This window comes from Streptomyces sp. NPDC093111, assembly GCF_040683955.1.
Lineage (GTDB): Bacteria > Actinomycetota > Actinomycetes > Streptomycetales > Streptomycetaceae > Streptomyces.
Genome location: NZ_JBFBNW010000011.1, coordinates 323,215 through 346,794 on the forward strand (window position 1 = coordinate 323,215; position 23,580 = coordinate 346,794).

The window sequence follows — 23,580 nt, forward strand, 5'->3', positions numbered from 1 at the left end:
GTGCCGCCGCCGCGCCGATGTCCTTCGAGGAGCTGCGCCGGGCCACGGCCGAGCTCAGCCCGCCCTTCGCCGTGGTCGACCTGGGAGCGCTGCACGCCAACGCCACCGGGATGGCCCGCCGCGCCGGGGGCAAGCCCATCCGGCTGGCCAGCAAGTCGCTGCGCTGCCGCCCGCTGATCGAGCAGGTGCTGCGGATGCCGGGCTTCTCCGGCGTCCTCGCCTTCACGCTGCCCGAGGCGCTGTGGCTCGCCCGCACCGCCGACGAGGCCGTGGGCGACATCCTGGTCGGCTACCCGTGCGCCGATCCGGCCCCGCTGCGCGCCCTCGCGGCCGACGAGCGGGCCGCCGCCCGGGTCACGATCATGATCGACTCGCTGGAGCACCTCGACCTGCTGGACTCCGTGCTCGGCGCGGACGGCCCCGCCGTACGGGTCTGCCTCGACCTGGACGCCTCGCTGCGGCTCCTCGGCGGCCGGGTCCACCTGGGCATGCGCCGTTCCCCGCTGCACAGCCCCGACGCCGCCGCGGCGCTGGCCCGGGCCGTGGTGGCGCGACCGCGGCTGCGGCTGGTCGGCGTCATGTCGTACGAGGGGCAGATCGCCGGGGTCGGCGACGCCCAGCCGGGCTCGCCGCTCACCCGCTCGGCGCTACGGCTCGTCCAGCGGACGTCGGCGCGGGAGCTGCGCCGGCGGCGGGCGGCGGCGGTGCGGTCCGTGCTGGACGTCACCCCGCTGGAGTTCGTCAACGGCGGCGGGACCGGCAGCCTGGAGGCGACCTCGGCGGAGCCGGCGATCACCGAGCTCGGGGCCGGGTCCGGCATCTACTCCCCCGCGCTCTTCGACCACTACCGCGCCTTCCGGCCGCTGCCCGCCGCCTACTTCGCCCTCGACGTGGTCCGGCGGCCCGCGCCCCGGCACGTGACGGTGCTCGGCGGCGGCTGGACCGCCTCGGGCCCGGCCGGCCCGGACCGCCTGCCGGTGCCGGTGTGGCCGGCCGGGCTGCGGATGCTGGCCCAGGAGGGCGCGGGCGAGGTGCAGACCCCGCTCGTCGGGGACGCCGCCGACGGACTGCGGCTCGGGGACCGGGTCTGGTTCCGCCACGCGAAGGCCGGGGAGCTGTGCGAGCGGGTGGACCGGCTGCACCTGGTCGAGGAGGGCCGGATCGTGGACATCGTCCCCACCTACCGCGGCGAGGGCCACGCCTTCCTGTGATCCGTGGCGTGGCGGCGGGCGGCACCCCGCCCGCCGCCACGCCACGGCCGCGCTCGGGGTAGCGTGCCCCGACACCCCTCTCACCCCCGGGAGTTCCCATGGGCCGCCGATCGGCCGACGAACGTCGCGAGCAGCTGATCGACGCGGCGATCCGGGTCATGATCCGCGACGGCGTGGCGAAGGCGACCACGCGTGCCGTCGTCGCCGAGGCGGGGCTGCCGCTCGGCGCGTTCCACTACTGCTTCCGCGCCAAGGAGCAGCTGCTCCACAGCGTCATCGAGCGGATCATGCTGCGGGCCCTCGACCCGCCGGCCGCGCCGGTCCCGGCGGACCTGCCGGTCGACGAGGTGGTCCGGGGCACCCTGCGCGCCTACTGGGAACGGGTCCGGAAGAACCCGGACGAGCACCTGCTGACCTACGAGCTCACGCAGTACGCGCTGCGCAAGCCGGGTCTCGCCGACGTGGCCCGCGGCCAGTACCGGCACTACACCGAGGTCAGCGTGCGCCAGCTGGAGACCATCGCGCGCCGCTCCGGCGCCGAGTGGACCCTGCCGCTGCCGGTGCTGACCCGGTACGGGCTGAGCGCGCTGGACGGGCTGACGCTGAACTGGCTGATCGACCGGGACGACGAGGCGGCCTCGGCGGCGCTCGACCTGTACGCGGACCACCTGGTCACGCTGCTGCGGCCGGCCGCGGAACCGGCCGCCGCCGTCTGACCCGTATGGCAGGGTCGGGGGTGGCCGTACCACCACCGAGTCTGGAGCCGCACGTGCACACGCTGAGCCACGCCGACGTCAAGACAGCCGCCGACCGGATCGCCGGACACGTCCGTCCCGTCACGGTCGCCCCCGGGGACGCCGACGGGGTGTCGTTCGCGCTCGAACTCATGCAGCACACCGGTTCCTTCAAGGCGCGCGGCGCGCTGAACTTCCTGCTCGCCCACCGCGAGGCCGGGACCCTGCCGGCGGCCGGGGTGACGATCGCCTCCGGCGGCAACGCGGGGCTCGCCTGCGCGTGGGCCGCCCGCGGGCAGGGCGTGCCCGCGACGGTGTTCCTGCCCACCACGGCCCCCGGTGTGAAGGTCGAGCGGCTGCGCGGCTACGGCGCCGAGGTGCGGCTGGTCGGCAGCGAGTACGCCGAGGCCCTCGCCGCGTGCGACGCCTTCGCCTCGGAGACCGGCGCGCTCGCCTCGCACGCGTACGACCACCCGCTGATCGCGGCCGGCGCGGGCACCCTCCTGGAGGAGATCCAGCGGGGGCTGCCCGGCCTGGACACGGTGGTGGTCTCGGTGGGCGGCGGCGGGCTGTTCGCCGGGGTCGCCGCCGCGGCCCGGGCGCACGGGGTCCGGGTGGTCGCCGTCGAGCCGGAGAACTGCCGGGCCCTGCACGCGGCGCTGGAGGCGGGCCGGCCGGTGGACGTCACCGTCGACTCGGTCGCCGCGGACTCGCTGGGCGCCCGCCGGGCCTCGGCCGCGGCCCTGGACGCGGCCCGCCAGGACCATGTCCGCTCGGTGCTGGTGAGCGACGCCGACATCGTGCGCGCCCGCCGGTCCCTGTGGGACGACCGCCGGCTCGTGGTCGAGCACGCCGCCGCGACGGCTCACGCGGCGCTCGGCGGGGCCTACCGCCGGGAGCCCGGCGAGCGGGTCGCCGTCGTCCTGTGCGGAGCGAACACCGACCCGTCCGACCTGGTCTGACCTGGTCTGATCCGGGGGCGCGGGGTCACTCGAAGCGCGAGGGGTCGCCCGCCCCGCGCCGCACGATCTCGGCCTCGCCGCTGGAGAAGTCGACGACCGTCGTGGGCTCGGTGCCGCAGTCGCCGGAGTCCACGACGGCGTCGAGGACGTGGTCGAGCCGCTCCTTGATCTCCCAGCCCTGGGTCAGCGGCTCGGCCTCGTCGGGCAGGAGCAGGGTGCTGGACACCAGGGGCTCGCCGAGCTCGGCGAGCAGGGCGCGGGTCACGTTGTGGTCGGGGATGCGGACGCCGACGGTCTTCTTCTTGGGGTGCATCAGGCGGCGCGGGACCTCCCGGGTGGCCGGGAGGATGAAGGTGTAGCTGCCCGGGGTGGATGCCTTGATCGCCCGGAACACGTCGTTGTCGACCTGGACGAACTGGCCGAGCTGCGCGAAGTTCTCGCACACCAGGGTGAAGTGGTGCCGGTCGTCGAGGTGCCGGATCGTCTTGATGCGCTCCAGGGCCTCGTGGTTGCCGAGCCGGCAGCCCAGCGCGAAGCAGGAGTCGGTGGGGTACGCGATGAGGGCGCCGGCCCGGAGGCTGTCGACCACGGTGCCGATGGTGCGGACCTGCGGGGTCTCGGGATGAACGTCGAAGTACTTGGCCATCGTCCGACCCTACGGGAATCCCTTCCTCCGGGTGGAACACGACGCCCTCCGGGACCGCTCGGGTCCCGGAGGGCGTCGTTCCGATCAGAACGGGATCAGGCCGGGGTCACCAGGTGCCCGGCGTGGACTGCCAGCTCTTCAGCGGATTCTCGAAGCCGCCGTCGGTCCGCGCCTTGAAGGTGTTGGCCGCGGTGGCGCCGAGGGCGTCGTTGTACATGATCGCGAGGTCCTCGCGCCCGTCGTGGTCGGTGTCGCCCGAGACCGGGAACGACGCCTCCTGGACGTGCCAGGTGCCCGAGGGCGCCTGCCAGCTGCGGAATGCCTCGTTGATCGTGCCGTCCGGCTTGCTGGTCATGGTGAACAGCGAGGCGTTGCCGTAGCCGTAGTCGTACATCACGGCCAGGTCGGCACGGCCGTCGCCGTTGTAGTCGCCGGCGGTGAGCTTGGAGCGCCACCACTCCCACTGACCGGGGTTCATGTGCAAGGACGGGGTCGTCGCGGCGAAGCCGCCGTCGGCCTTGCTCGGGAGGGTCCACACGGTGACCGAGCCGTCGTTGTAGCCGTAGAAGCCGACGAGGTCGTCACGGCCGTCGCCGTTGAAGTCGCCCCCGACGAACTTGGTCTGCCCCTGGCACCAGTTGCCGGCGCCGGAGCGCCAGCTGCCGAAGATGCTGTTGAACGAGCCGTCCGCCTTCGACAGGAAGGTGTAGGCGCCGGTGTCGCAGTTGCCGTGGTCGTAGAGCATGACCACGTCGTCGCGGCCGTCGCCGTTGTAGTCGCCGGCGACCAGCTTGCCCTTGGTGGCGTCCCAGTTGCCGGGTCCGGTGTACGCGCTGCGCGGGAGCGAGAGGAAGGTGCCGTCGGCCTGTCCCAGGAAGGTGAACATGCCGTTGGCGCCGTCACCGTAGCCGTAGAGCGCGGCCAGGTCGTCGCGGCCGTCGCCGTTGAAGTCGCCGGAGATCCACTGGGACTGCGCGACCTGCCAGGTCCAGGCGCCGTTGGTGTGGGCGGCCACGGGGGCCGCGAAGCCGCCGTCCGCCTTGGCCAGGTGCGTGAACAGGCCCATCGCGTCGCTGCCGTAGTCGTAGACGGTGGCCAGGTCGGAGCGGCCGTCACCGTTGAAGTCGCCCGCCAGCTCCCTGCGGACGGTGTCGGTGCGGTCGTTCCAGTGGTGCTCGACGGTGGCACCGGTGTAGCGGTTGTGGCGGATGTAGCCGTTCTGGAAGTCGGTCCGGGGACCGCCCGCGACGTCGTACTCCTCCGACTGCGGATAGCCGAGCCAGCTCTTGCCGGCGCCCAGCGACAGCCACGTGTTGCGGATGCTGCCCCACACGCCCCAGGCCTGGCCGGTGGTGGTGGTCCAGAAGATGGAGCGGGTGTCGGAGGTCTCGCCGCGGCGGCGGAAGTGGTTGTACCGGCCGATGCCGTCGTCGACGTTGGTCTCGTCGGTGGTCGGGTAGCCGAAGCCGGACGGGCCGCCCAGGTCCAGGTACTTCTTGTAGATGGTGCCGTGGATGGAGCGTCCGCCGAAGTCGTACGTCCAGTAGATGGCGCCGTCGCCGCCGGAGCCCCGGAAGGTGGTCACCCAGGCGTCGCTCTCGAAGGTGGTCGACTCGTCGGAGGTCGGGTAGCCGAGGAAACCGTTCTCGGCGCCGAGCGACCTCCAGTAGTCGCGGATGCCGTTCTGGATCATCCAGGCGCCGGTGGTCGGGTGCCAGTAGATGGAGGCGTTCTCACCGTTGACGCCGTTCGCGCGGAAGCCCGCGTACCGTCCCAGCCCGTCCGAGGGGACCAGGACGTCGGTGGTCGGGTAGCCGTAGCCGCCCGGGCCGCCCTTCGCCAGGTACTTGGCGAGGATCGGGCCGCACAGGGAGTGCGTGCCGGTCGCGGCCGAGCTGAAGCTCTGGCACTCGGACCAGGGGGTGCCGCCGAGCACGAGCCTGCGGCCCGCGCCGAAGGAGGAGCCGCCGCCGGGCGCCTGGCCCGGGAACTCGGTGATCTCGCCGGTGGCGTCGCGCGACCACAGGTCGGCGTAGCCGTTGCCCTCGAAGTCGCCGTTGCTCTCCAGGTGCTGCGGCGAGGTGAAGCCGGTCGCGATCGCGGTGGAGCGGGCCGTGGCCTCGCCGTACACGGTGAGGTCGGCGGCGGTCGGCGAGGAGCTGTCGGTGGTGACGCGGCTGGTGTACTGGTGGATCTTGCCGGTCACCTTGTCGCGGGCCCAGATCTCCGGCAGCGCGTCCCCGTTCAGGTCACCGGGGGCGATGAGGGTCATGTTCTGCCAGTCGGCGTTGCCGAGCAGGATCGGCGGCCGGAAGCCCGCCTCGGTGACGTCGAGGTAGGCGCCGGTCGAGCCGAGGTAGAGGTAGAGCTCCGCGCCGGCCTTGACCAGCAGGTCGGGCTGGTCCCCTTCGTCGACCTTGCCGTCCTTGTTGTCGTCGTCGACGCTGCCGATGACGAGGGCCTGGTCGGCGTGGGCCCACTTGTCGTTCTCCTCCATGGCGGTGGCCAGCAGGATGCGGTTGGCGTCGACCGGCTGGAGGTCGCCGTCACCGTTGCCCGGGTAGACGACCAGGTCCTTGCGGGTGCCCGAGGGGGACGGGCGCAGCGCGACGAGGTCCTCGTAGTAGTCCGTGTTCCAGCTGCCTCGGTGGGACAGGGACACGGTGTCGCCGAACGGGCCGCGGTTGCCCAGCTTCTTGGACAGGTCGAAGGTGCCGTCGCCCTTGCCGGGGTGCATCCACAGGTGGCCCGAGCCCGGGTCGACGCTCCAGACGTCGACGGTCCCGTCGCCGTTGAGGTCGCCGGGCTTGTCGCGGGTCGGCTTGCGCTTGGCGTAGAAGAGGTACGCCTTGAGGTCGGAGCGGTTGTTCGCCGCGTCGAGGCTGCGCACGAACAGGGTCTGCGGGCCGGTCGTGGACGGCGTGTACTCGACGGACGCCTCACCGCCGGCCTGGGCCGTGCCGACCTCGCGGACCTTGGGGTCGGACTCGGTCCACCACTGGTACTTCACGACATCGGACTCGCCGTTGGCGTTGAAGGTGAAGGTGCCCTTGGTACGGGCCTGGGAGGTGTTGTCCGGCTCGTTCTCGGGGTACTGGACGGAGGACACCTTGGGCGGGTGGCCGGGCCGGGTGGCGTCGATGCTGAAGACGCACTGGCCCGCCCAGGGACCGCCCGCGTAGTCGTCGAGTCCGCGGACGTCCCACCGGTAGGTTCCGGTGGGGAGCTCGGCGGCGGGGATGCGCACCTGGGCGACGTTGCCGCTGGCGACCCACACCTGGGGCCGCTTGATGGTGCCCCAGTAGTCCTGGTCGTTCCAGTAGTTGAACTCGGCCCGGATGCCGCCGTCCTCGGCGTCCGAGACGCGGGCCCGGAGCACGACCTCGTCGGTGGTGCCGATCATCCCACCGCCGCAGGACACCGAGGGGTCGGAGCCGCGGTCGCCGACCGGGTCCGGCACGGTGTTGTACTGGGTGGATATGCGGGCGCTGTCCGGGTTCATCTTGCGCCAGGACACGTCGACGGTGTCGTTGGCGGACTTGAGGCCCATGGTCCAGGCCGGCCAGTGCCAGCGGGCCGCGTCGGCGACCGCGGAGGTGACGTTGAGCTCGACCAGGTCGCCGTCGCCGGGGCAGTTGCGCCCGCCGAAGGACTGGCCCGAGGAGTCCACCATGCGCTTCCAGGCGGGCTGCCTGTTCCAGGTGGTGTCGCCACCGATGCCGTCGGTGTCCCAGATCTGGATGTCACCGGACTTGCAGCTCCAGGAGCCCGCGTACTTCTGCTGGATGCGGAAGGTGGAGGAGAGGATCTGCTTGTCCCACAGGGCGCCCATGCCGACCTGGAAGAAGGTCTTCGCGCAGACGATGTTGTTGTTGTTCGCGGCGTCCTTGGCGCAGCCGACGCGGGCTTCCTTGCTGAGCGTGCCACCGTTCCAGTAGTTGGTGTTCGCCGAGTTCGGGAAGGAGTTGTGCTTGTACGCGAGGGCCCAGACCGACTTCCAGTCGTCGCGCCACACCGGGTCGATGACGACCGGGTAGGTGGTGCCGGGAGCCGTCAGCAGCTTCCGGTCGGGCGTGAGGGTGAGCGTGTCTCCCTTCAGCGCGACGCCGAGGTCGGCCTGACGGGTGCCGGTGGAGATGCCGTCCACGGCGGGGACCCGGTCGGCGACCGGGGCCGGGGCCTTGGCGGCGGTACGGGCCTGGGGCGCGGTGGTGGCCGCGGCGGCCGGCCGGTCGGCGCCGGAGTCCCACATCTGCGGCTTGGCCGAGGTGAACAGGGCCTTGCCGGTGGGGTCGAGGGCCCGCAGCTCGCCGTCGGCCTCCTTGCGGACGGTCAGCCCCTTGCCCTTCAGGCCGAAGCCGAGGGAGGCGAGGGCCGGGTTGTCGGCGGCGGCGCGGTTCTTGACGACCAGCTGGTGCGAGAAGCCGGTGACGTCGGCGGTGACCCGCAGGTCGACTCCGCGCAGCACCTCGGGGTAGACGGCGCTGTCGCCCTCGACGCGCGGGACGGGCAGCGGCTTGGGCCAGGTCAGGGAGATGTCCCGGCCGTCCTTGCGCATGGTGACGAGCGGGGACTTGCCGCCGCCGGAGAAGGTGAGCCCGACGCGGGTGGCGCGCGGGGCGATCCGGCCGTCGCTCTGCCGGCTCAGCCCCGTGTCCGCGGTGACCAGCTTCCCGCCGCGCAGGACGCGGATCGGGGCCAGGGCGTGGTTCTGGGTGAACGTCCCGTCCGGGTTGGCCCAGACGTCGTCGGTCTCGGTGCGCTTCGAGGGCAGCTCGACCGGCTTGCCGGCGCGCTTGGCGGCGGCGGTGGCCTTGGCGTGCAGCGCGGTGTCGGCGGGGTCCGCGGCGCGCTTCGGCGTCGTGGCGCCCTTGGCGGGGGCGCCCTTGCCGGGGGCGGCGGGCGCCGCGGTGGCCGTGGTGGCCCCGGCGACGGGCAGCGTGCCGAGCAGCAGGGCGGCGAGCGTGACGGCCGCGGTGCGGGCCGTTCTGCCGCGGCGGGGCGGATCGTCGACGCGGGCGCGCGTCGGGATGGGTCTCACGGAGTGGGTCCTCGGAGGTCGGGTCGGTCACCGCACCGGGGTGGGTGTCCGAAATCTGGTGCGTCCGACCGCTCACCGAAGGCCACTTTCGGCCACCTCGACGATCGGCCGTTGGCGTTCGATTATTTGTAGCAGCAGGGCGGGCTTTTCTGTGAGGCGATCCCGCCTGTGGGCCACCGGATCACGCCTTTGTTGCCGGAAGATTGACGGAGGCTCAAATTCCGCCCCTCCCCACCCCTTGCCCGCTACGACCAGTAACTTTCCCCCTGACGCTCCCTCAAGCCGCCCACCGGGAGCCGCCTCGACGCCCACGGGATCCGCTGTTAGGTTCAGCGCCGTCAGCTGAAGCGTGATCATGACAGTTTTCACGCTACTCTCATCCTGATCTCATGGAGTGTTCGAATCTTGAGAAGATCCAAGGCGCACGCCTGGCGTGCGCCTCTGAGGCGTGCCTGGCGGTGGCCGATACCCCTGCTGGCCGTCAGCCTGATGACCACCGGTCTCACGGCCATGGACGCCAGCGCCACCCCCTCCGACCTGCGGCTCCTGGAGACGCAGCGACTGACGAAGGTCGGCGGGGCGCCGATCGCCGGAAAGCCGGCCCCCGGCCCCGCCGAGTCCCAGCGGAAGAGCTGGAAGAACGCGCCCGCCATCGCCTGGCCGAAGGCGGGCTCGGCCGAGATCACCCTGCCGGCTCCCGAGGCCACGCCCGCCGGACAGCGGATCCCGGCCGCGCGGGGTGCCCTCGTGACGGCCGCCAAGCCGGGCCGGGCCGTGCGCGCGGGCGGTCTGCCGGTGACGGTCGCGGCGCTGCCGCCGCGTACCCCGGCCGCCGCGGCCGGACCCGCCGCGCGTGCCCTCGGACGGCCGGTCGCCGGAGCGGCCGCCGCTCCGGTCAAGGTCAAGGTCGGCCTGCTCGACCAAGCCGCGGCCCGCCGCGCCGGACGCGCCGGCAGCCTGCTCCTCTCCGTGCAGCGCACGGACCCGGGCAGCGCCTCGGCCCCCGTCTCGGTCGCCCTCGACTACAACGCCTTCAAGAACGCGTACGGCGGCGGCTGGGGCTCCCGGCTGCGCTTCACCGCGCTCCCGGCCTGTGCGCTGACCACCCCGGACAAGCCGGAGTGCCGCCGGGGCACCCCCGTCACCACGGTCAACGACCCGGCGACCGGGAAGCTGGTCGCCACCTTCGACGCCCCGGCCCAGCCCGCCGCCGGTGCCACGGGCGCCCGCCGCTCGATGGCCGCCGCCGGCACGCAGGCCGTGACGCTGGCCGCCACCGCGGGCGCCGACGGTGCCAACGGCACGTACAAGGCGACCTCGCTCAACCCGAGCGGCGCCTGGCAGGCCGGCGGTTCAGCGGGCGACTTCTCCTGGTCGTACCCGCTGGACATCCCCGCCTCGCTCGGCGGCCCCAGCCCGTCGCTGACGCTCGGCTACTCCAGCTCGACGATCGACGGCCGGACCTCCGCCTCCGCCCAGCAGACCTCCTGGGTGGGCGACGGCTGGGACCTGGCCTCGAACTTCATCGAGCGGTCCTACGTCCCGTGCAGCCAGGACAAGCGGCCGAACTCCGGGTACAACAACCCGAAGGACGACACCGGCGACCTGTGCCACGGCGCCCCGATGGTCACCCTGTCGCTGAACGGCGGCTCCACTCAGCTCGTCCTGGACGACACCACCAAGAAGTGGCGTCCGGTCAAGGACGACGGCTCCCGGGTCGAGCTGCTCCAGGGCGCCCAGAACGGGGACAAGGAGGGTGACCACTGGCGGTTCACCACCCCCCAGGGCATCCAGTTCTACTTCGGTCTCGACCGGGTCCCCGGCTGGACCGCGGGCAAGCCGCTGACCAACTCCGCCTGGACCGTCCCGGTCTACGGCAACCACCCCGGCGAGCCCTGCTACAACGCCACCTTCGCGAACGCCGTGTGCGACCAGGCCTACCGCTGGAACCTCGACTACGTCGTGGACCCGCGCGGCAACGCCATGACGTACTGGTACGAGAAGGAGACCAACCACTACGGCTCCAACTACCAGATCGCAGGCGGCTCGACCGCCCGCTCCTACGACCGCTCCGGCTGGCTCGACCACATCTCCTACGGTCTGCGCAGCGACGCCCTGTTCGCCGAAGCCCCGGCCCAGGTGGACTTCGAGGTCCTCGAACGCTGCCTGGCCACCACGGACTTCGACTGCGCGCCCGGCAAGCTGAAGCCGGACGTCGACTGGAACATCGCCAAGCAGTGGCCGGACACCCCCGGCGACCAGCTGTGCGCCCAGGGCGAGGAGTGCAAGGGCCGGTTCACCCCGACCTTCTTCACCCGCAAGCGCCTGGCCGAGGTCACCACCACCGTCTGGAACGGCACCGAGCGCAAGCCGGTCGACACCTGGAAGCTCACCCAGGACTTCCCGATGACCGGTGACGGCACGGACTACCCGCTGTGGCTGTCCGAGATCCGGCACACCGGCCGCAACGGCTCCGACCTGCCGCTGCCGCCCGTGAAGTTCCGCGGCAAGCAGCTCGACAACCGGGTCGACGGCGCGTCCGACGGCAAGCCGCCGTACAAGCGCTACCGCGTCGAGGCCATCGACACGGAGACCGGCTCCACGATCCTGGCGCACTACGCCGACACCCAGTGCACCTCCACCGCCCTGCCCTCGTCCCCCGAGACGAACAAGCTGCGGTGCTACCCGGTGATCACGGAGATCCCGGACCCGAACGACCCGAAGCGCGAGCGCAAGCTCTACGTCACCGACTGGTTCCACAAGCACGTCGTCGACTGGGTCCAGGAGGAGGACCGCAACGGCAACTCGCCGACGCGCCGCACCGAGTACCAGTTCCTCGGCGACCCGGCGTGGGCCTACGACGACGAGACCGAGATGATGCGGCCCAAGACCCGCACCTGGTCCCAGTGGCGTGGCTACGAGCGGGTCCGCACCCTCATCGGCGTGGCGCCGGACCGGCGCTCGCAGACGGAGACGCTGTTCTTCCGCGGCCTCGACGGCGACCGGGCGACGCCCTCCGGCACCACCCGCTCGGTCAAGGTCAAGGACTCCGAGGGCAACGAGCTCCCGGACCACCGCCTCTTCGCCGGCCAGACCCGCGAGGTCCTGGCCTACGACGGGGAGGGCGGCCCGCTGGAGGCGGCGACCACGTACACCCCGTGGCTGCACGGCCCCACGGCGACCCGCCTGCGCAAGGGCGCGGTGCCCGAGGAGGACATCGAGCCGCAGCAGGCGTTCGTCCAGCAGACGAGCGACGTGGCTTCCCGCATCCTGCTCTCCGACGGGCGCGGCTGGCGCCGCACGGCGATGCACACGGAGTACGACGACCGCGGCTTCGCCCAGTCGGTCTCGAACCGCGGCGACGTGGCCGACCCGTCGGACGACAGCTGCACGCGGTACGAGTACGACGAGGACCCGGCGCGGTGGATCATCGCGCGGCAGAAGCGGGTGGAGTCGGTCGCGAAGACGTGTGACGCGCCGAGCGTGGCGCGTCCCGAGGACGTGACGTCGGACGTGCGGATGCACTACGACGCGGCGGGCAACGTGCAGTCGACGGAGTCGCTGTCGGGCTACGCGAACGGCAACCCGGTCTACACGACGAACGGCAGCGCCGAGTACGACGCGTACGGCCGCCCGACGGCGACCACGGACGTCTTCGGCAAGGTCACCCGGACCGCCTACACCCCGGCCTCCGGGCAGATCGTCACCAAGGTCGCCACGACCAACCCCCTGGGCCACACCAAGACGACCGAGACCGATCAGGGCCGCGGTTCGGTCCTGGTCGAGACGGACGTCAACGGCCGCAAGCAGGTCATGCGGTACGACGCCCTCGGCCGGCTCCTGAAGGTCTGGTCCCCGGACCGCGACCCGCAGACCAAGTCGCCGGACGGCGAGTTCTCGTACGACGTCCGCACCGACGGCCCGGTGGTCATCACCAACAAGGCCCTCCTGGACGACGGCACCTACCGCACCAGCTACGACATCTACGACGCCAGCCTGCGCATCCGCCAGACCCAGATGGAGGCGCTGGGCGGTGGCCGGGTCATCTCGGACACCTTCTACAACAGCCTCGGCCAGGTCTGGAAGAGCAACGGCGCCTACTACACCGAGGGCACTGCCTCCGGCGTCCAGTGGGGCCCGAAGGACAACGAGGTCCCGTCCTCGACGATGACGCAGTACGACGGCTCGGGCCGTGCGACCGCGCAGATCTCCCGCAAGTTCGGCGTGGAGACCTCGCGGACGACGACCGCCTACGGCGGCGACAACATCACCGTCGACCCGCCGAAGGGCGAGACCCCGACCAGGGCCTTCCTGGACGGCGCGGGCCGCAAGACGGAGCTGCGCTTCTTCAAGGCGGACTCGCCGACCGGGGCGTACGACACGACGCGGTACACGTACGACCGGCGCGGGGCGCTGGAGTCGGTCGTCGACCAGGCCGGTGACCGGTGGTCGTTCGAGTACGACATCCGCGGCCGCCAGACGAAGCAGTCGGACCCCGACAAGGGCGAGACGACCGTGAAGTTCGGCAAGGGCGACCGTCTGGAGTCCATGACCGACGCCCGCGGCAAGACCGTCGCGCCCGAGTACGACGTGCTGGGCCGGATCGTCGCCACGCACGAGGACTCGGTCACGGGTCCGACGCTGACGTCGACCACCTACGACACCCTGCCCGGGGCCATCGGCCTGCCCGTCTCCTCGACCCGTTACGTGGACGGCAACGCCTACAAGCAGGAGGTCACCGGCTACGACACCGAGTACCGTCCGACGGGGTCGAAGATCACCATCCCGGCCTCGGAGGGTGCCCTCGCGGGCACCTACAGCTTCTCCAGCGGCTACCGGCCGAACACCGGTCTCCCCGCGTGGACGATGCACCCGGCGGCCGGTGGTCTGCCCAGCGAGATCACCACGCAGGCGTACAACCACTTCGAGCTGCCCACCGTCATGGGCGTCGGGGGGAAGGCGTTCGTCGGCAAGGTCGACTACTCGCCGATGGGCGACGTGCTGCGCACGGAGGCGGGACCGGCCGGCTCCCAGGTCTACGCGACGCACTTCTACGACGAGCAGACCCGCGAGGTGCTGCGCACGGTCAACGACCGTGAGGTGTCGCCGAGCCGGATCAACGACACGACGTTCGAGCGGGACGACGTCGGCAACATCCTGAAGATCACGGACAAGGAGGGCCCGGAGGCCACCGCCGACGTCCAGTGCTTCGGTTACGACTACCTGCGCCGGATGAACGAGGCGTGGACCTCCACGGACGACTGCGCCGCCAAGCCGGGCTCCGCGGGGCCGGGTTCCACCCCCTCGGTGGGCGGCCCGAACCCCTACTGGTCCTCGTACAGCTTCGACGCGGCCGGCAACCGCACCAAGGAGATCCAGCACTCCCCCACCGGTGACACCGCTCAGGACGTCTCCCGTGTCTTCACCTACGGCACCCCCGGCCAGGCCCGCGCCAACCAGCTGCGGAAGGTCGACACGACGGGGCCGGGCGGTTCCCGCACCGAGTCGTACACGTACGACGCGGCGGGCAACACCCGCACACGGACCGTCCAGGGCGACACCCAGACCCTGGACTGGGATGTCGCGGGACAGCTCCAGAAGGTCACCAAGGGCACCGAGACGACGGCGTTCGTCTACGACGCCGAGGGTGCCCGCCTGATCAAGCGCGACAAGACCGGCACCACGCTGTACCTGCCGGGCACCGAGGTCAAGCTGACGGCGGCGGGCAAGCTGGAGAGCACCCGGTACTACGGCCACGCCGCGGGACCGACGATGGTCAGGACGGCCAAGGACGGCGTGATCACCACGTCGTACCTGATGGGGGACCAGAACGGCACGGCGACGACCGCCGTGGACACCACGACCTCGGCCATCACCCGCCGCAAGTTCACCCCCTTCGGTGAGGTGCGCGGCACGACGCCGTCCGTGTGGCCGGGCAAGAAGGGCTTCGTCGGTGGCGACATCGACGAGACCACCGGTCTGGTCCACCTGGGTGCGCGCGAGTACGACCCCACGACGGGCCGGTTCCTGTCGGTCGACCCCGTGGTCGACTACAACGAGCCCAAGCAGATGAATCCGTACGTCTACGCGAACAACTCGCCGGTGACGTACAGCGACCCGAGCGGTCTGTCCATCGCACCGCCCGTGATGCCCGTCATGGACTTCACGGCGGCGGAGGAGGCCTGGGCCAAGATGGTCCAGGGCAAGAGCGCCCTGGACGTCGCCCTCGAGGTCGCCATGGGCATCCTCAAGGACGTCTCGGGCTACAACGACATCAAGGCCTGCCTCGGCGGCGACGGCTGGGCCTGCGCGGGCCTCGCCCTCGACGCGGCCCTGCCCTTCGCGGGCCGTGCCAAGCGCATCCTGAAGGCCCTCGACCGGGCGTGGGAGGCATTCAACAGCTGGGCCTCGAAGATCGCCCTGGCGCGCGACATCATGCGCAAGGTCGAGCGCTACCAGCAGGCCATGGCCAAGTACGCCGAGGATCTGGCCGAGTGGAAGCGCCAGATCGAAGAAGCCGCAGAACGCGCGAGAAAACTGGAGGAAGAGGCCGCGGCGGCCCGAAGAGCCGCCCAGGAGGCCGCCGCCGCGGCCGCCAAGAAGGCCGACGAGGCCGCGGCCACGGCGGCGAAGCAGGGCAAGTCCTCGGCGCAGAAGGCGAAGAGCGCGGACGGCGACGGCAAGTCGTCGAAGTCCTCGGAGTCGAAGAAGGCGGACGCGCCGAAGAAGTCGGGCGGCAAGGAAGCCGACAGCGGCGGATCCAGCGGGTGCAACAGCTTCGTGCCGGGCACCGAGGTCCTGATGGCCGACGGTACGTCGAAGGCCATCGAGGAGGTCCGGCTCGGTGACGAGGTGCTGGCCACCGACGAGACGTCGGGCGCCACGAAGGCCAAGCCCGTCGTCGCCAGGATCATCGGCGAGGGGCAGAAGAACCTCGTCGAGATCACGATCGACACCGACGGCACGAAGGGTGACGCCAAGGAGAAGATCACAGCGACCGACGGACACCCCTTCTGGGTCCCGTCCCTGCACAAGTGGCTGAAGGCCACGGACCTCAAGGCCGGTGAGTGGCTCCGGACCTCGTCCGGCACCTGGGTCCAGGTCACCGAGGTCAGGCGGTGGACCCAGCAGAAGCGGGTCCACAACCTCACGGTCGGCGATCTCCACACGTACTACGTGCTGGCGGGCGCGACCCCGACGCTCGTCCACAACGACTCGTGCCCGACCGAGGGCGACCAGATCGAAGGCAAGGCGACCAGCACATGGACGCCTGACGATCACTATTCGGACGCCGCGGTCGGCAAGAGAAGCGAGGGCAACGCCGACCTCGCGGAGTGGTTCGAGGCCGGTGAGGAGATCCATGACCTCGTGGCCATGTACCGGGCGAACCCGAACATGCCCGCGCGGCACGGAACCGCTTCCGACGGGCTGGACCATTTCAACGGAAGCGATCTCAATCCCCGGCAGCGGTCCCAGTGGGATTCCTGGCGGGGTAACGACACCGCCGGGTCACTGATCTACTGGAACCGCAGAGCGGGAAGCCAAGCCAGAATCATGGTCAACGCGGCGACCGGGCAGATCGCCTGGTTCCCCCTGAGGGGCGGCGTCCACAACTACGGATCGCCACGCATCTACAAGTGGTAGTAGGTTAGACAGGAAGCAGTGCACGGCACCCCTCATGGGGTGCCGTGCACTGCTTCGTCCATTGATCGGCGGGCTCCGTTCACGAGTTCTCCAGAAGGGTTGGAACAATGGACCACGCCGGGCGACTCGCCCCCGCCGGACTGGTTTTCCTGGGACTGATGGACCTGGAACTCCCCCTCCCCCCGCCACCGCTCGCCAACATGGCCACGGGATACAAGCCGCCGTCCGGGGAATGGCCGCTTTCATCCGTCGACCGCGGTGCTCCGGACTTCATCGCCAAGGCGAACGCGAGCTGGTTCGAGATCTGCCGCGCGGAAAGTCTTTTCGGGGACGACCGGGATTTCCTGGTCGCCGTCGCGCTCCACGAGGGCGGAAACGACTTTTGGTGGGCGCGCGTACGGCTCGCCGAATCCTGGGATGTCGTGGGGGCGGGCTCCGCCTCCTCTCTCGGCACCGGTTTCGGTGAACCGGAGTTCACCGCGCTGTCGGTGACGGGAGACGTCGCCGCCTTCTGCTGCTCGACCACGTCCTGGATCCGCACGGTCGTGGCGACGGGATTCTCGGAGATCGAGGACCTTCGCACGATGGCGGAATGGAAAGCGGGATATCCGAGGACGCCACGGCAGGAGAAGGCGGCCGCCAGGAGATGGCTCGACTCCCTGTGAGAACCTGAGACGACGCCATGGGCCCCTTTCCGTCCGGAAGGGGCCCATGGCGTTGTCGACGGCTCAGACCGCCGGCACCGCGTACGACAGCAGCGACGCGAAGTTGCCCGCGTACGCGTCGTGCGGTGCGTTGCCCTCCAGGCGGAGCAGGGCCTCGTCGTTCTCGCGGAGGGAGGACTCGTCGAGGTTGTGGGAGCCGGTGAAGGTCCACTTGGTGTCGGGGTGGCCGGCGTAGTTGCCCTCGACCAGCAGGTACTTGGAGTGGAGCAGGTAGCCGTCGGCGGTGTTCAGCTGCTTCAGGGTGATGTTGGCGCGGCCCTTGAGCGTGGCGACCTCGTTGCTCTCGGCGTACACGATCTGCACCGAGCAGCCCTGGCCCGCCAGGGAGACGAGCGCGTCGGCGACGGCGTCGCGGTGGAGGGCGAAGGCGGCGACGCGGACGATCGAGCGGTGGGTGGCGGTGCCGACGGTCGTGTTGCCGGTGCAGGAGACGTTGTTCAGGACGTCGACGATCACGTCACCGGTCTGCTGCGGGAAGAAGTAGTACTTCTCGGTGCCGACCTTGGCGGTGGTGTAGTAGTTCGGGTTCTTGACGCCCGCGGCCAGGTCGTTGAAGTAGTTCACGTACGCCGTGTACAGCTCGGTGTTGCCGACGACGGTGTACGCGTTGTTCCAGTACTTCGCCGTGTTCACCGCCGTCTGGTTGGCCGAGGCCTGGATCACCACGTCCTCCCCCACCCCCGTCACGGCGCCTACCCGCGAGAACGTGAAGAACTTGTTGTGGTTGATCGGGTTCACGCCGCCCGCGGCGATGCACGCCCCGCCCGACGTGCACACGTCCACCCAGGACAGCGCCGACTTGTCCGTGCCCAGCGCGCCGATCAGGGACTGCGCCGCGGCCGAGTCGCTGTACTTCGCGTCCAGGACCACCCGGACGTTCACGCCCCGCGCGTGCGCGTCCGTCAGGGCGTTCGTGTAGCCCTGGTCGGTCAGCGCGTACAGGGCGGCCCGGATGAGGCGGCCCGGCTCGGTCGCGCGGATCGCGCCGATGATGTGGTCCTTGACCGCGTTCTGCTCCGCCACCGTCCCCTTCGGGTTGTTGAAGACCGCCCCGGTGACGATCGGCGCCGGGTCCACCGCGACCGCGGTGCCGGTGCCGGGCAGGAGCAGCGCGGAGGCGAGCAGGAGGGCCGCGCCTATGCGGCGGTGTACGGCTGTGAAGATGGGAACCACTCCTCTGACGGTGATCTCTGGGCGTGATCTCTGACGATGAGCAAGATCACGGTGCGCGCCAGCGTAGACCCAGGTCCGAGGAGCACGGACGTCACGGACGCCTACGGGGCCATCTCGTACGTCCCCGACAGCGCCTCCACGCGCTGCCAGACGCGGCCCGTGCGGGCCTCGTCGACGACCGGGCGGCGGACGGCGTCCAGCGCCCAGCGCTGCTGCCGCGCGGTCGCCGACTCCTTGCCGTGCAGCTCGACGGCGTGGGCGGAGAAGTCCCGTACGAGGACGGCGAACAGCTCGTCGAGGACGTCCTCGTCGAGGGTGGTCAGGGCGCTCTGCTCCAGGACCAGCTGGCCGTGGACGACGAGCGCGAAGAGCTGGCCGACGGCGAGGAGCAGGTCGAGGTCGCGGCTCTGCGCCTCGTCGGGGGCGGCCGTGGTGACGAACTCGCAGAGCGCGTCGGCCTGTTCGCGGAAGCGTGCGACGTTGGGGAGGTGCGCGTACGCGTCGTAGGCGGCCCGCCAGTCGTGGAAGCGCACCGAGCCGAGGCCGCGGGCCGGGCCCTGGCGGAAGAGGAAGGTGTCGTCGGCGGCGTCGAGGCGGGTCGGGACGGGCTCGTACCCGACCGGGTCGAGCAGGTGGTTGCGCATGAACTTGAGGATCAGGGCCAGGTTGACGTGGACCGTGCCCTCCAGCTTGGGCAGGCCGCGGATCTCGACGGCGGCCTGGGCGAAGTAGGTGTCCTTCTCGAAGCCCTTGGCGGCGATGACGTCCCACAGGAGGTCGATGACCTTCTCGCCCTCCGTGGTCACCTTCATCTTCGTCATCGGGTTGAAGAGGAGGTAGCGGCGGTCGTCGGGGCCGGCGGAGCGGAAGTAGTCCACGGCACGGTCGCTGAACTGCTTCATACCGACCAGGCGGACGTACGCGTCGGTCAGCTCGCGCCGCACGTGCGGGAAGGCGGTGACGGGGCGGCCGTACAGGACGCGGTTCTGGGCGTGGGTGACGGCCTCGTACATCGCGTGCTCGCAGATGCCGATCGAGGCGGTGCACAGGTTGAACTTGCCGACGTTGACGGTGTTGAGGGCGGCGTCGAAGGCGGCGCGGCCGGTGTGCAGGACGTCCTCGGCGGTGACCGGGTAGTCCTCCAGGCGGAACTCGCTGACGAACTTCGAGGAGTCGACGACGTTCTTGACCACGTGGTACGCCGGGTGGCGGCTGTCGGCGGCGAAGAAGACGTAGCCGTCCGGGCCCTCGACGTCGGTGCGGCGGCCGAAGACGGAGGCGAGTCCGGCGGCGTTGCCGTTGCCGATGTAGTACTTGGAGCCGGTGGCCCGGAAGCCGCCCTGGCCGTCGGGCTCCAGGAGCATGTCGGTGGAGTAGATGTCCGCGCCGTGCGCCTTCTCGGAGAGACCGAAGGCGAACACCTCGCCCTGCGCGAGGAGTTCGGCGGCGCGGGCGCGGGCGGCGGCGTTGTCGCTCTGCCAGACCGGGCCGAGGCCGAGGATGGTGACCTGCCAGGCGTACCAGTAGTCCAGGCCGTAGAAGCCGAGGATCTCGTTGAGGGCGGCGATCCGGGCGGTGTCCCAGCGCTTGTCCGCGTCACCGTCCGAGGCGGCGGAAGGGGTGAGGAAGGTCGCGAACAGGTTCTCCTCGGCGGCGAAGGCGAGGAAGTCGCCGAGCCAGGCCCGCGTCCGGTAGTCCTCGATCAGGCGGCGCTTGCCGCGCTCCTCGAACCAGTCGACGGTGGCGCGCAGCAGGCGGCGGGTCTCCGGGTCGAAGTGCGCGGGGTCGTAGGTGCGCGGGTTGAAGAGCAGCGGGTCGGCCATGGTGGGGACGCCTTTCGGCTGGTGGGGTCGGAGTGAGGGGTGCGGGGTCGGTCAGCGTTCCGGGCCGAACCGCGCCAGCGTGGCGAGGACGTCGTCGAGCCAGGCGAGCATCATCCGCTCGTACGCGATGCCGCCGCGCAGCACGGCGTGCTGGAGCTCCCGCTCGGCCTCGGTCATTTCGGCGGCGCGCGCGTCGGCGCCGGTGAAGTCGCGTTCCTCGCCGAGGAGGTACCGGGCGAGCCGCTCCTCGTGCGCGGCCCGGTGCCGCCGCACCTCGGTGACGAGGGCGGCCGGGTCGTCGAAGGCGGCGCCGCGGATCTTGACGGCGAGGTCGTGCCGGACGCTCTCGGGCTCGATCGGCTCGTGCAGCCACGAGGAGAGCGCGGCCCGCCCGAGGTCGGCGACCGCGTACTCCCGCTTGTCCGGCCGCCCCCGCTGCGGGATGTCCCTGGACGCTACCCAGCCGTCGTTCTCCATGCGCTTGAGCACGCGGTAGATCTGCTGGTGGGTGGCGGTCCAGAAGTATCCGATGGACCGCTCGAAGCGCCGGGCCAGCTCGTAGCCGGAGCCCGGCTTCTCCAGCAGGGAGACGAGGATCGCGTGTTCGAGCGCCATGAGCGCGATCTTGCTATGCAACTGGTTGCATAGCAAGATCCGGAGGGCGGGTGAGACACGGCTCACGGGCTCCGGGCGGGCGGTGGCGGGACCCCCGCCGAAGCCGAAGCCGAGGAGCTGCGGGGGGGCTCCCTGACGTGCGTCGGCGTCAGGCCCCTTCCGGGATGCCCTCCTCGAAGCGCAGGTAGCGCTCGACCGAGCGTTCCAGGACCTCGTTGCCGCCGGAGGGGACGACGCGCTGCCACCAGGCGCCGTAGATGCGGTCGAAGCGGTACTGGGCGAGGAGGTCGGCGGCGGCGCGGACGGCGTGGGGGCGCTCGGGGATGTGGTGGGCGAAGCTGTACATGACGGTGACCCAGCGCAGGTCCGGGCAGACGTGGACGACGTCGCCGGTGAACAGGGCGCCCTCGCCGGCGGACCAGTGGAGGACGGCGCTGCCGGGGAAGTGGATGCCCGGGTTGATGAGGACGAGGTCGTCGGCCAGCCGGTGGGTGCGGCCGCTCCAGAAGTGGAGGGCGGGGTCGGGGCGGCCGACCCACTGGCGGTCTGCCTCATGGAGGAAGACGGGGGCGTCGAAGGCGTGGGCCCAGTCGACCATGGCGGAGTAGAAGTGGGGGTGGCTGACGGCGATCTTGGAGATGCCGCCGAGCGCCTGGATCCGTTCGATGATCTCGTCGTCCAGGTGGGGGACGCAGTCCCAGAGGACGTTGCCGGACTCGGTGCGCAGGAGCAGGGCGCGCTGGCCGATGGCGAAGGCGGGCGTGGCCCCGACGCCCAGGACGCCGGGGCCCTCCTCCTCGAAGCGGCCCCGGTGGCCGTCGGCGCGCAGGGCGGCGCGGGAGGTCCACTGCTGGCCGGCGGCCCCGACGTACTGGCGCTCGTCGAGACAGACGGGGCAGTCCTGGCGCGGGGCGCCGTACTGGGTGCCGCAGCCGCGGCAGATGGGCAGCGTGGTGGCGTCGGGGTCAGGCACGGGTGTCTCCGGTCAGCTCGGTGAGGGGGTTCGGCCGGGTCGGCCGCCAGCCCAGCTCGTCGACGGCTCGGCGGCCGGAGACGACCTGGTCGAGGGCGAGCGCCTCGGCGAACGGCGCTCCGAGGACCTCGGCGGCCGGCTCGCGGTCCCAGGGCTCGGCGCGCCCGGTGCCGCCGGCGGAGCGGTCGGCCGCGGCGGCGAGCGCGGCCACCGCGACGCAGGCGTGGGCGACGCCGTGGAGGAGGGTGCCCTCCTCGGCCCGGGTGAGGGCGAGGAGGTAGAGGGAGGCGAGGTCGTCGACGTGCACCATGGGCCAGCGGGTGTCGACCGGGCCGACGTAGCGGCCGATGCCGTGTTCCCGGGCCCAGTCCGTCATGAGTCCCGGTATGCCGCCGCCGTTGCCGTAGACGATGCCGGGCCGGATCACCACCGACCGCACGTCGTCGGCGGCGGCGTCGAGGACCTGCCGTTCGATGCGCGGGCGGTAGCCGACGATGCCGATGGGCTCGGTGGGCGTGTCCTCGTCGGCGGGTGTGTCGCCGGTGGCGCCGAGCACCCAGACGCCGCTGGTGTAGACGAACGCCCGGCCGGTGCCGCGCAGTCGCTCCAGCAGGCCGTGCACGGCCGCGGCGTCCACGGCCTCGTCCCCGGTGGGCGCCGCGATGTGCAGGACGGCGTCGATCTCGTCCGTGACGGCCGCGCGCAGCGCGGCGGGGTCGGCCAGGTCGCCGATCCGGGCCGCGGTGTCGGGCGCGACCCGTCCGGCGTCCTTCGCCAGCCGGATCACCTCGTGTCCGGCGTGGGTGAGCCGCTCGACGACGGCGGAGCCGATGTAGTCGGTGGCGCCCAGGACGAGGACCCTCACGGATGTTCCCTTCGCTCGCCACGGTCTCCGACCGTCGCTGGGGGATGCGCGCCGCGACCGTGCGTAACGAGGCTAGGACCGGGGGCCGCCGGGGCCTTGTTCGCGCGCGCACGCTCCGTTGACACTGCGCGCACGCCAGCGCTGGACGGCCTGGCCGCGGAAGTCCGTGGGGCTCGTCCCGTAGGCGGCGCGGAAGGCCCGGCTGAAGACGGGGGCGTTGGGGTAGCCCCAGCGGCCGGCGATGGCGTGGACGGGGTGGCCGAGGAGTTCGGGGCGGGCGAGGTCGGCCCGGCAGCGTTCGAGCCGGCGGCGGCGGATGGTGGCGGCGACGGTCTCGTCGCGGCCGGCGAAGAGCTGGTGGAGCCGGCGCACCGAGATGTGGTGGTGGGCGGCGACGGTGCCGGGGTTCAGTTCCGGGTCGCCGAGGTTGTGGTCGATGAAGGCGTCGATCCGGGCGAGCAGCGCCTCGGCGCGGGCCTCGCCGGGGAGTTGGTCGCAGACGTCGAGGCGGGTGGCCAGGCAGGCGGCGAAGAGGTCGAGGGTGACCTGGTCGAGGCGGGCGCGTTCGTGCGGCGCGCAGTCGGCCCCGTGGGCGGTGAGCGTCCGCAGGAAGCCGGCCAGGACGGCGCCCATGCCGCTGTCCCCGGCGAAGCTGCGGGCGAGCAGCCGGTCGACCCGTTCGGGGCGCACCGGCAGCTCCCGCTTGGGCACTTGGAGCACGATCGCGCTGATCGGTTCGGTGCCCTCGGTGGTGCCCGACTCGAAGGGGCGGGAGCTGTCCCACAGCACCATCTGGCCGACGGACTGGGTGGTTTCGCTGCGCTGCTGGGAGAACCAGGTGGTGCCGCGGGTCAGGAGGGCCAGGTGGTACTGCTCGGGGTCGCTCTGCCGGATGTGCGCGGGGGTCCGGCGCGAGCGCAGGGGGGTGTACGAGTAGGTCGACACCTGTACGCGGCCCAGGTCGAGTACGGCCGCGTCCCCGTGGAACGCGGCGCCGCGCTCGCGCCTGATCGCCAGCGGTGCCAGTTCACGCGTGACGAGATCGGAGAACCACTCGAACCGGTCCCCGGCCGGTACGGCCGCGGAGCTCATCGTCACCCACATCTCGAACACCCCCTTGTCCCACGGTCCTTGTCCTGCGCGTCCGGCTCCACGCTAGGTCACGGGC

General features: G+C 71.5%; 13 protein-coding genes. 5 read left to right on the forward strand and 8 right to left on the reverse strand.

Annotation, left to right across the window (positions count from 1 at the left end; translation table 11 throughout):
- Positions 1 to 17 precede the first annotated feature (17 nt).
- The 3 genes from AB0Q96_RS21375 to AB0Q96_RS21385 all read left to right on the forward strand — a co-directional run bounded on the left by AB0Q96_RS21375 (position 18) and on the right by AB0Q96_RS21385 (position 2,907).
- Positions 18 to 1,211 (forward strand): amino acid deaminase/aldolase, encoded by a 1,194-nt coding sequence (locus tag AB0Q96_RS21375; protein WP_365327713.1) that lies wholly within the window; start codon positions 18 to 20, stop codon positions 1,209 to 1,211.
- Between the two features lie 98 nt (positions 1,212 to 1,309).
- Positions 1,310 to 1,927 carry a TetR/AcrR family transcriptional regulator gene (locus AB0Q96_RS21380; RefSeq protein WP_365327655.1) on the forward strand — a complete coding sequence of 206 codons (618 nt, stop codon included), beginning with the start codon at positions 1,310 to 1,312 and terminating at the stop codon, positions 1,925 to 1,927.
- 53 nt (positions 1,928 to 1,980) lie between these two features.
- A complete protein-coding gene (locus AB0Q96_RS21385; RefSeq protein ID WP_365327656.1) occupies positions 1,981 to 2,907 on the forward strand; it encodes a serine/threonine dehydratase in 927 nt (308 codons plus the stop codon).
- Positions 2,908 to 2,932: 25 nt separating this feature from the next.
- Here the strand turns inward: AB0Q96_RS21385 and AB0Q96_RS21390 are convergent, their stop codons facing one another.
- Positions 2,933 to 3,553 (reverse strand): L-threonylcarbamoyladenylate synthase, encoded by a 621-nt coding sequence (locus tag AB0Q96_RS21390; RefSeq protein WP_365327658.1) that lies wholly within the window; start codon positions 3,551 to 3,553, stop codon positions 2,933 to 2,935.
- A gap of 106 nt (positions 3,554 to 3,659) precedes the next feature.
- On the reverse strand, positions 3,660 to 8,594 hold the full coding sequence (locus tag AB0Q96_RS21395; RefSeq protein ID WP_365327660.1) for an FG-GAP-like repeat-containing protein: 4,935 nt from the start codon (positions 8,592 to 8,594) through the stop codon (positions 3,660 to 3,662).
- 489 nt (positions 8,595 to 9,083) lie between these two features.
- Between AB0Q96_RS21395 and AB0Q96_RS21400 the strand changes: the two genes are divergently transcribed.
- The gene (locus tag AB0Q96_RS21400; protein WP_365327661.1) at positions 9,084 to 16,238 is read left to right on the forward strand and encodes a polymorphic toxin-type HINT domain-containing protein; all 7,155 of its coding nucleotides are present in this window, start codon (positions 9,084 to 9,086) and stop codon (positions 16,236 to 16,238) included.
- Between the two features lie 107 nt (positions 16,239 to 16,345).
- A complete protein-coding gene (locus AB0Q96_RS21405; protein ID WP_365327663.1) occupies positions 16,346 to 16,903 on the forward strand; it encodes a hypothetical protein in 558 nt (185 codons plus the stop codon).
- Between the two features lie 63 nt (positions 16,904 to 16,966).
- Here AB0Q96_RS21405 and AB0Q96_RS21410 read toward each other — a convergent pair whose 3' ends face one another.
- From AB0Q96_RS21410 to AB0Q96_RS21435, 6 genes are all read right to left on the reverse strand, one after another.
- Positions 16,967 to 18,136, reverse strand: coding sequence for a phospholipase D-like domain-containing protein (locus AB0Q96_RS21410; protein ID WP_365327665.1), 1,170 nt, complete (start codon positions 18,134 to 18,136; stop codon positions 16,967 to 16,969).
- Positions 18,137 to 18,237: 101 nt separating this feature from the next.
- Positions 18,238 to 19,959, reverse strand: coding sequence for an acyl-CoA dehydrogenase family protein (locus AB0Q96_RS21415; RefSeq protein WP_365327667.1), 1,722 nt, complete (start codon positions 19,957 to 19,959; stop codon positions 18,238 to 18,240).
- Between the two features lie 51 nt (positions 19,960 to 20,010).
- Positions 20,011 to 20,574 (reverse strand): PadR family transcriptional regulator, encoded by a 564-nt coding sequence (locus tag AB0Q96_RS21420; RefSeq protein WP_365327669.1) that lies wholly within the window; start codon positions 20,572 to 20,574, stop codon positions 20,011 to 20,013.
- 148 nt (positions 20,575 to 20,722) lie between these two features.
- Positions 20,723 to 21,547 carry an MBL fold metallo-hydrolase gene (locus AB0Q96_RS21425; protein ID WP_365327671.1) on the reverse strand — a complete coding sequence of 275 codons (825 nt, stop codon included), beginning with the start codon at positions 21,545 to 21,547 and terminating at the stop codon, positions 20,723 to 20,725.
- Positions 21,540 to 22,412: an NAD-dependent epimerase/dehydratase family protein gene (locus tag AB0Q96_RS21430; protein ID WP_365327673.1), complete on the reverse strand. Its 873-nt coding sequence runs from the start codon at positions 22,410 to 22,412 to the stop codon at positions 21,540 to 21,542. The genes AB0Q96_RS21425 and AB0Q96_RS21430 overlap by 8 nt, the downstream gene beginning before the upstream one ends.
- A gap of 72 nt (positions 22,413 to 22,484) precedes the next feature.
- A complete protein-coding gene (locus AB0Q96_RS21435; RefSeq protein WP_365327715.1) occupies positions 22,485 to 23,516 on the reverse strand; it encodes a helix-turn-helix domain-containing protein in 1,032 nt (343 codons plus the stop codon).
- Between the last annotated feature and the right edge of the window lie 64 nt (positions 23,517 to 23,580).